The sequence below is a fragment of the Carnobacterium sp. FSL E2-0243 genome (assembly GCF_038003605.1).
In the GTDB taxonomy this organism is placed as follows: domain Bacteria; phylum Bacillota; class Bacilli; order Lactobacillales; family Carnobacteriaceae; genus Carnobacterium; species Carnobacterium maltaromaticum.
Genome location: NZ_JBBOPM010000001.1, coordinates 524,902 through 534,911 on the forward strand (window position 1 = coordinate 524,902; position 10,010 = coordinate 534,911).

Below are 10,010 nucleotides of genomic sequence, written 5' to 3' on the forward strand. Positions count from 1 at the left end.
AATTGTTCTCCTATTCTACAGTGATTGTTATACTATCCTCTATTTTGCTCCACCAATGGAGATTGTATGTGTTGTAAAGTACAGTTTCACCAGAAGATAAGGCTTCCAATTTGCCTGTTTTCTCATTGATAGTTGCTACTTTTGGTTTACTGCTTTTCCATGTGCTAGCAAAATAGAAGGAATTATTGCTAGTGTAGAAAGGATCTTGTATGTTGCTATCAATCACAGAGCCTTTAAATTGGTCTTTTTCGCCTATTTTGAAGGTGGTTTTTAATGATTCTTTGGTTTCACCACCTGAGTTAGCCCAAGTTAATTTTCCGTAGTCAAAATTGCTAGTTTTATCAAATAAAATCGAATAGCTCGTTCCTACGGTTGTTTTGCCCCAATCACCAAGTGGATTATTCATGCCCAACATACTTGGGAAAACACTTATTTCAACGAGGTCGCCTTTTTTCAATTGTTGCGTAAAGAATTGATTAGCAACAGCTATATAACGTGATTTGCCATTTGTCATAAAATCAGTTCCAATCAAGTCCTGCGTTTGATCGGGTTTCATTCCATAGCCATGAACCGTATAGGAGCCATCTTCTGGAATAAGATAAGTAAAGACATCTCCTCGATTATACCAAGCATTTTCAGGAACATATTCATCTCGATCAATGTCAATCATGCCGACCATCGGCTCTCCTATAGTTAAGCGGGTACTTGTTTCTGTGGTACAACCGTGATCATCTGTAATAATAGAAAGTTCATCAAAAATATCAGGGTTTTGTTTAGAGCTAACTCGAATTGTTGTTCTACCATGAGCTTTTGCTGTGACTATGCCCAATTGATCGACTTCAGCAATATCAGGGTTATTACTACTCCAAACTAACTCTTTCTTTTTCACAGACTCGGGCATACTTGTCGTGTCTAATTGTAAAGGCTTATTTTGATAAACAAGCTTAGGCTCTATTTTATCGTTAATGATGATAGATGAAACTGTACTTTCTTCATTAGGACTGTCATTAGTCCCAACCGTAATATACAAATTAAAATTGTTACGCCAATACTCGCCTTTAGATGTATTTCTCCAACGGTTATTATTCAGACTAACTAAGGTATCGCCAGGTTGAAGAACAGGAGCGTGATCTTTTTGGTCTTCTTTTTTGACTGCTTGAGCAGTAAAATTCTGTAAATCTAAATCATCAGGATAGGTGAGTTCAATAATAATACTATAGCTTTCATTAGCAGGAAGTGTTCTTTCTTTTGTAGGAATATTTCTCATCCCAGCTTCTTCTTGTTTACCCTCAGCAATTAAATCAGTGAGAATAGCAGAATTAAAATTTTCTGATTCAAGTTTTCGATCTAAATAATAAATTTTATAGTCAATATTATTTTGAACGGTTAGAAAAGCAACTGTTTTTAGCAGTTCTTCTGTATTTTTTGTTTGAAAATTGGCAGCTAAATAAATTTTATTATCAGAGTTGGTTGTTTGTGCTACTTCTCCCCAAGCATCACTAGTTGAGTTAACATAACCTTGGATGTGATCAGTTGGTTCTGCAGTAGTAACACTATAAAATGCACCTGTAGTCACAAAAATATCATCATAGCTTACGTAGAAATAGCCTTGGTCTCCAGAAGATATTCCCCATGAATTTTTCACAATAAAGGCACCATTTTGCTCAGGTTGAATAGCAAAATTTGTTTTACTAAAGTCATTATCCCAGCCAACTATCGTTACGGTATGATCAATCGTTGGTCGTCCAAAATCTAGATAATTTGGAATTTTATTAAAATCAGCATTAGGAACATAACTTGCCTTTGTTGTGTTATTATAATATTTCTTAAAGCTTGAGTGGGATATGGTTTCAGAATTGTAATTATACGTAACGGCTCCACTTTCTTGAATAAATTGTTTGATTTTTTCAATCTTTAATTTTCTTTCGGAATCCGTTATTTCGTAAGAATTAAAAGGAATTTGTTTGATTTCATTGATAGCCACATCCGTTTTATTCGCTTCAAGTCCATCAAATTTTTCTTTTAATAGTGGTTGGTTTTGGCTAACCACACTAGGCATTGCAAAATCAATCTCTGCTGTACCACGGTTGCCTAATATATTTTGGAAAAGAGGATAATAATGAAATCCTCCACTGTTTAAGGTTCTGTGTATTATTTTATCTTGTGTTTTTTGCAAGATGATTGTATTTGGATTGAATCCATCTGTAAAGGCATTTTCAGCAGAATAAAAATTATAAAAATTGGGTGATAAAATTTGTTCCGTTCCAGTTTGTTTTTTGTAATTAGCCGTAATAATATCTGTACTTGAATAGGCCCAGCACAAGCCTCCAACTTGCTTTCGGACAGGGATTTCTTGATTCGTACCTCTTGGATCAAGTTTATCAGGCAAACTTAATCGTTTTTTAGGTCCCAATTTAGATTGTGGAACATTAGGTTCATTGCTATTCAGTGAACCTTTTGTATCTAGGGAGTCTATTGGGGCAATGAGAATTGGTTCAGGTGGAGTTTCGGATTCTGCAAAAACGTGTAAACTTGTTCCACATAAAAAGTACGTGCTAAGTAGTAAACCAACCATTATTTTTTTCATTTTTTAATCTCCTCCAAAAATTATTTTTCAACATTTAATTAAATGTTAGTTCTATCATACTATGTTATAAATATGTTGTATATGCGTATTATTTTTAAATCTATTTTAAATAACAACACCTTGTTGTAAGGGGTTACTATTTTTTTAGAAATAGTAAGTATAAATAATTTTATAGCGAGTATGACAGAGGTATAACTAGCATTTAAGTAAGTCAAATGAACTAAATCTAAACGATAAAGTAATGTTTGTTTTTTATAGAATAACACTTAAAAAATAAAATGTTTTTTTATTTAATTTAAAAGAAGTAAATTCTTAGAGTAATAGTCCAAACAGTAAATTAATGGGAATATTATTAATTGAAATAATAAAAGAGCAACAAAATCAAGAGGTAATCCTTGATTTTGTTGCTCTTTTAGTTACCAATCAAAAAGTAATCCATAAGGCAAAGCTAGCATTTCGCGAGCATAGCTTTTAAAAGTCGCTGAGCTTTTTGAAACAGCAGGCAATCCACTGGCATCGACATTTTCACGTCTAGCTAACATCAAGCCACGATACATATGAAAATCACTTGTGACGATTACGGTTTTTCCTAAATCAGTTAATTTTTTTGCATTGCTAATATTTTCTTCCGTTCGGCTAGATTGACTTTCTTTGATAATTCGTTGAGAGTCAATTCCTTGCTCCATGAGGTAACGAGCCATTACATTTGCTTCCGTATCCGTTTCATCAGGGCCTTGTCCGCCTGTAACAACTACTTTTGTTTGTGGGTTTTCAAGTAGATAGGGAACTGCTGCATCCAATCTTTCCTTTAAAATAGCACTAGGAACTGCTGGATTCCCACGGACTTGAGCCCCTAAAATAATCATGGTATCTGCATTTTTTTTTGGAGTTTGCTGGGTACCCGAGTAAATCAGCCCGCCTATTATAAGCAAGAAAATTAAACCTAACCCAAGCAAAGTAATCAGTAAACGTTTTAGTAGTTTCATTATCATCCGTCATTTCTATAAGATAGTTTCCTTTATTATAACCTTAGATATATAAGAAAAGTATAAGAAAGTCTGATTTTTTTGTCTAAAGTCGAAAATTTCACGAACTAAAGTGGGCAGTGGAAAGTATGCCTAAAGAATCAAATGAATAGTCCATTAAAATTTGTGAAAAAATGCTCAAATTGTTGAATTTTTCTACTGAAAGGGTTAAAATAAGTAGGTTCATGCAAAAGCTATTTTGCACATAAAATGATTTCTTCACGTAAAATTAAAAATTCAAGTAGTATAAGAAAAGAGGAGCAACGATGAGAAGACAGAAAACAATGGATGGCAATACAGCAGCTGCCTATATTTCCTATGCTTTTACTGAAGTAGCTGCAATTTACCCCATTACCCCCAGTTCAACAATGGCTGAATTAGTTGATCAATGGGCATCGGATGGCAAGAAAAATTTATTTGGACAAGAAGTAAAAATTGTTGAAATGCAATCAGAGGCGGGAGCTGCAGGCGTTGTTCATGGCTCGCTAAAAACGGGAACCATGACAACCACATACACTGCTTCACAAGGATTATTATTAATGATTCCAAATATGTATAAGATTGCAGGAGAGTTATTGCCAACGGTATTTCATGTAGCAAGTCGTGCAGTGACGACTAATGCATTGAACATTTTTGGTGACCATGGAGATGTCATGGCGGCTCGTCAAACGGGCTTTGCCATGTTAGCTGAAGGTAGTGTTCAAGAAGTTATGGACTTATCAGCAGTCGCTCATTTATCAACTTTAACAAGTTCTTTGCCTTTTATGAACTTTTTCGATGGGTTTAGGACAAGTCATGAAATTCAAAAAATTGACGTATTAGAATACGATGAATTAAAAGGTCTTATGGATAAAGACGCTCTGACCGCTTTTAGACATAATGGGATGAACCCAAATCATCCAACGGTCTCTGGGACCAATCAAAATCCTGATATTCATTTCCAACAAAGAGAAACGATTAATAGTCATTATGACCGCTTACCTGAAATTGTTGAAAAATATATGCATGCAATCAACCAACTACGTGGAACTGATTATGAGTTAGTTAATTATTATGGAGCAGCTGATGCGACAGATATTTTAATTGCTATGGGCTCTGTCACACCAGTCATTGAGCAAACCATTGATTATTTAAGACAAAGTGGAAAAAAAGTCGGTTTATTAAATATTCGCTTATATCGACCTTTCCCAGTTAAGCATTTTCTAAAGGCTGTACCGGAAACAGTTGAACGAGTTGCTGTTTTAGATCGAACAAAAGAGCCTGGTGCAGGTGGAGAGCCATTACTCTTAGATGTGCAAAGTGCTTTCTATGATTCAAAATTCCGACCAACTATTATTGGAGGACGTTATGGATTAGGGTCTAAAGATGTGACACCTGCTGATATTTTAGGGATTTTTGATCATTTAGCTACTGAAACAGAGTTAAAAAGTCGATTTACAATTGGAATTGAAGATGATGTGACTTATTTATCTCTGCCAAAAGGGGAAGAAGTTGATTTAACATCTGCTGGTACGTATCAAGCAAAATTCTGGGGTTTTGGGAGTGATGGAACCGTTGGAGCTAATAAATCAGCGATTAAATTAATTGGGGATCATACAGATAAATATGTACAAGGTTATTTTTCCTATGATTCGAAAAAATCGGGCGGCTTGACGGTATCTCATTTACGTTTTGGTGATAATCCAATAAAATCAACCTTTTTAATTGAGCAAGCTGATTTTATTGCTTGCCACACGGCGGCTTATTTATCTAAATATGATTTAGTTAAAGGTTTAAAAAAAGGTGGAACATTCCTCTTGAATACAGTCTGGGATGATGAAAAATTAGCACAAATGCTCCCATACAAATTAAAGAAATATCTAGCTGAAAATGAGATTAAATTTTATACGATTAATGCGGTACAGTTAGCCAATCAAATTGGTTTGGGACGACGGATTAATACCATTATGCAAACAGCCTTTTTTAAGGTTACCTCTATTATGCCGATTGCGGAAGTTGTAGATTTGTTAAAAGCGGACGCAATGAAAACCTATGGACGTAAATCGCAAGAGATCGCTGAAAAAAATTGCCAAGCCATTGAAATGGCTGCAGAAATGGTCCATCAAGTTGAAGTGCCAAATACATGGTTAACAGAGCCTGAAATAAGTGAAGAACGAGATACCAGCCACTTACCAAAATTTGTTTTTAATATTTTAGAACCGATGAATCGTCAAGAAGGCGATTCGTTAAGCGTTGGAACCCTAATAGAACATGGCATGACTAGTGGAGAAATTCCAGTTGGAATGGCAGCTTATGAAAAACGTGGTGTTGCTTTAGAAGTACCGGAATGGATTCCTGAAAACTGTACGATGTGTAATGAGTGTGCGTTTGTTTGTCCCCATGCGGCAATTCGCCCATTCTTAGCGGATGAAGATGAAATGGAAGAGGCACCAGCTGGTTATATTGTTCGAGATATTCGTGGAGCTGACGGATTACAATATCGTATTCAAGTTGCAGTTGATGATTGTACGGGTTGCGGTTTATGTGTAGCAGCTTGTCCAGCTAAGGAAAAAGCGATAAAAATGCGTCCTTATGAAGAACAAAAAGAACAAGCTGTTAATTGGGCTTTCTCAATGACTTTAAAAGCTAAGAAAAATCCATTTAAGAAAAATACAGTTCGTGGCTCACAGTTTGAACAACCTTTAGTTGAATTTTCTGGAGCATGCTCTGGTTGTGGGGAAACACCATATGTTAAACTTTTAACTCAGCTATTTGGCGATCGAATGATGGTGGCGAATGCTACAGGATGCTCTTCTATCTGGGGCGGTTCAAGTCCAGCAACTCCTTATACAACGAATAGTGCAGGCTGCGGTCCAGCTTGGTCAAATTCATTATTAGAAGACAATGCCGAATTTGGTTTTGGTATGCATTTAGCTCATCAAACACGACGTGAAGGGATTGCGTTAAAAATGGGGCAAGCTATTGAAACGGGAACGATTAGTAGTGAACTTGAAGAAGCCTTTACTGAATGGTTGACGGGAATCAATGAAAGTGATGGCACCCAAGAAAGGGCAGCTAACTTAAAATTCTCATTAATCCAAGAAAAAACAGGAAATCCAATATTAGAAGCAATCTATGAAGAAAAGGATCTCTTTGTTAAACCTAGTCAATGGATGATTGGGGGAGATGGTTGGGCTTATGATATTGGTTTCGGTGGAATTGACCATGTTTTAGCTAGCGGCGAAGATGTAAATATGCTTGTAATGGATAATGAAGTTTATTCAAATACTGGTGGACAAACATCTAAAGCGACACCAACATCGGCAATTGCCAAATTTGCAGCTAGTGGCAAGTACGTATCTAAAAAAGATTTAGGGATGATGGCGATGAGCTATGGCAATGTTTATGTCGCTCAAATTGCTTTAGGAGCAAATCAAGCGCAAACGATTAAAGCTATCGAGGAAGCTGAAAAATTCCCTGGACCTTCATTGATTATTGCCTATACTCCATGTATTGTCCATGGCTTAATTGGTGGTATGGGGAATGCTCTAAAAGAAACAAAAGAAGCGGTAGAATCTGGCTATTGGTCGCTTTATCGTTTCAATCCAAGTTTGGCTGAAAAAGGGAAGAATCCAATGAGTTTAGATTATAAAAAACCAGCTTTTGCTGATATGAAAGACTTTATGCTGACTCAAACACGCTTTACTTCTTTATTTAAAGCCAATCCAACAGTAGCTGATCATTTATTTGATAAAACGGTCAATGATGCAAAAATTAGATTTTATAATTATGCGCGACTGTCAGGACAAGAAGAAAAAATCAGAGCTAAATTAGAAAAAGAATAAATTCAAACGGTGGCTTTCTATTGAGAAGGTCACCGTTTTTATGCTTTTTTATTATAGACATTCATTATTTTTATTAGAATACAAATTTAAAATGAAAGAAGAACGTAGTATATAGTTAAAGAAAAGAAAGGAGAATAGAAGTAAAACAAGAGCAAATAAAAATCAAAGGAGAAGTGAGCGTGAGTCAGAAAAACTATCAAAAAAGTGTCCGTGAAGATATCCAAGGATACTATTTTAAGGGATTTAATTCTTTTAGAAAAACAGTAGAAAATACTAAAAAGGGTGTTTTTAAGGAAACAGATTATGCAGAGGAAGCTAATTTTAAATTTGCTGAGTATCAACTTAGCAGTTTAACCATTGAATTAAAAAATCATGCTACTTTTATTTCAGAATCTGAAGAAGAGGAATTTGTTTTAATTGGAAAAAACACGCTATATATTCAAAATATTAGTTACTTGGAAGGTACGTATCAAACCATAATTCACCGAATCGGTCAAAAACCGGTTAAAACCCGAGAAAAAACGGCAGATATTATGACCCGTTATTTTAATCAACAAGGAATCAACTATGAAACCATTCAAAGTATTGGAAAGCTATTAGAGATTACTAAATATTGTCCCTACTTACTTGGAGATATTTGTTTTTTACCTGATTTTGGTCGAAAACAGGCGGGAACTAGTTGGCTAGCATTACACCATGTAATCACAGGCCAAAGTCATTCTGTAACCAATCAAACTTACTTATTTTGTCGAAATAATTATCGAATCATTATTCCGATTAGTTATAAAAGCTTTAAAAAAAGAGTTGAGAATGCTACCTTGCTGTATCATGTTCAGAAGTCAGCTTTTAACTTGTTTAGCCAATTTTTTGAAATTGAATGGCTTATGAAGAAAGAGCAGCCTTTAAATATCATTCACCAGTCTCTTTTAAAAATACAGTATAAGTTGCCGAATTATAGCTTACCAGAGCTAATTGAATATTTAAAGTATAGTTGGATTAGTGATTCTTTAAAGAAAAATTTTGGTGTAGAAGATCCTTATTTACATCAAGTCAGAGCGTTTCTAGATATTCCTTTAAGGTTGGGGAGGAAGGAGAAAGAAAGCCAAAGGACGAATTATCTAGAAGAAAAAGAAGAGTTTAAAATGTAATCCTTAAAAAATTGTTGTATTTTAATAGTGTTCAACGTATAATAATGCAGAACTAATAAAATAATGAACGACAGAGATCGTTCGTTTTAGGAGGAAAAGCAATTATGAATAAACAAGCGACACATAGTCAACAATCAATGAGCTCTTACCAGAAAAAGGTACTTGCATCATCATCAGCAGGACTAGGATTAGAAAGTATGGATATTATGTTCTTAACTTTTGCTCTGACGTCAATCATTGCTGATTTGAATGTAAGTGGGGCTGCAGCAGGATTGATTTCCTCCATTACCAATGTGGGGATGCTACTAGGTGGCGTTACTTTTGGTATCTTGGCAGATCGTTTTGGCCGGATCAAAATTTTTACTTACACCATTTTAATTTTTGCTTTTGCTACTGGAGCTATGTATTTTGCTTCAAATATTTACTTAGTCTACTTATTTAGATTCCTTTCAGGTATTGGTGCAGGAGGGGAATATGGGATTGGTATGGCAATTGTTGCTGAGGCCTTTCCAAAAGAAAAATTAGGGAAAATGACTTCAATTGTCGCAATCACTGGGCAAGTTGGTTCGATAATTGCCGCAATCATTGCTGCAATTATTATCCCACGATTTGGTTGGAACGCGTTGTTTTTATTTGGTTTATTGCCAGTTGTTTTAACCTTCTTCATCCGCAGTCACTTAGACGAAAGTGAGGAATGGAAAGCGAGCCAAATTAAGGAAAGTAGTCAACCATCTGCTTCTTTAAAAGAATTATTTAAAACACCTAACTTGGCCCGTCAAACAATTTCGTTGATGGTGATGGCTGTCATTCAAATTGCGGGCTACTTTGGTTTAATGAACTGGTTGCCTTCAATTGTCCAAAAACAATTAGGTTTATCCGTTTCAGGTTCGTCCTTATGGATGATTGCCACAATTATTGGTATGAGTTTAGGAATGCTTCTATTTGGTCGGATTTTAGATACATTAGGAGCACGTTTAGCTTACTCAGTATTTTTACTAGTTTCTGCTGTCTCCGTATTTCTTTTTGTTTTTGCTACGAATCAATGGACAATGCTATTAGGTGGAGCTGTAGTTGGATTTTTTGCCAATGGAATGTTTGCTGGTTACGGTGCGATTGTCAGTCGATTGTATCCAACTCATATTCGTTCAACAGCAAATAATCTGATTATTAATACTGGTCGAGCAATCGGTGGATTTTCATCAGTCGTGATTGGTTTTCTACTTGATAAGTACAATTTAATGGCGGTTATGCTCTTTTTAGCGACATTATACTTGATAAGTTTTTGCATTATGTTAAGTGTCAAAGGTCTAAAACGTGAAAATTATTTTAATCCAGATTTTACTGGAGAATAAATTAAATAGAATGAAAAAAATCCGTGTAAGTCAGCTACTTAAAGCTGGGTTACATGGTTTTTTTTATACAAATA

The 10,010-nt window shown here is 35.3% G+C and carries 4 protein-coding genes and 1 pseudogene; 3 read left to right on the plus strand and 2 right to left on the minus strand.

What is annotated here, in order from left to right:
- Nucleotides 1-10: 10 nt before the first annotated feature.
- Nucleotides 11-2,587 (minus strand): Ig-like domain-containing protein, encoded by a 2,577-nt coding sequence (locus MHI00_RS02425; protein ID WP_341110788.1) that lies wholly within the window; start codon nucleotides 2,585-2,587, stop codon nucleotides 11-13.
- Between the two features lie 416 nt (nucleotides 2,588-3,003).
- A complete protein-coding gene (locus tag MHI00_RS02430) occupies nucleotides 3,004-3,573 on the minus strand; it encodes a YdcF family protein (protein ID WP_010052768.1) in 570 nt (189 codons plus the stop codon).
- Nucleotides 3,574-3,878: 305 nt separating this feature from the next.
- Here MHI00_RS02430 and nifJ point away from each other — a divergent pair.
- From nifJ to MHI00_RS02445, 3 genes and pseudogenes are all read left to right on the plus strand, one after another.
- Nucleotides 3,879-7,433, plus strand: a pseudogene (gene nifJ / locus MHI00_RS02435) (pyruvate:ferredoxin (flavodoxin) oxidoreductase); the annotation flags it as partial.
- Between the two features lie 182 nt (nucleotides 7,434-7,615).
- Nucleotides 7,616-8,584, plus strand: a complete 969-nt coding sequence (locus tag MHI00_RS02440) for a competence protein ComK (RefSeq protein WP_341110793.1) — start codon at nucleotides 7,616-7,618, stop codon at nucleotides 8,582-8,584.
- Between the two features lie 104 nt (nucleotides 8,585-8,688).
- Nucleotides 8,689-9,936 carry an MFS transporter gene (locus MHI00_RS02445; RefSeq protein ID WP_010052773.1) on the plus strand — a complete coding sequence of 416 codons (1,248 nt, stop codon included), beginning with the start codon at nucleotides 8,689-8,691 and terminating at the stop codon, nucleotides 9,934-9,936.
- Nucleotides 9,937-10,010 lie beyond the last annotated feature (74 nt).

What these genes read in the sequence shown, in the direction of transcription:
- MHI00_RS02425 (WP_341110788.1), bottom strand. Translation starts at nt 2,587, where the DNA reads ATGAAAAAAATAATGGTTGGTTTACTACTTAGCACGTACTTTTTATGT.
- MHI00_RS02430 (WP_010052768.1), bottom strand. Translation starts at nt 3,573, where the DNA reads ATGAAACTACTAAAACGTTTACTGATTACTTTGCTTGGGTTAGGTTTA.
- MHI00_RS02445 (WP_010052773.1), top strand. Translation starts at nt 8,689, where the DNA reads ATGAATAAACAAGCGACACATAGTCAACAATCAATGAGCTCTTACCAG.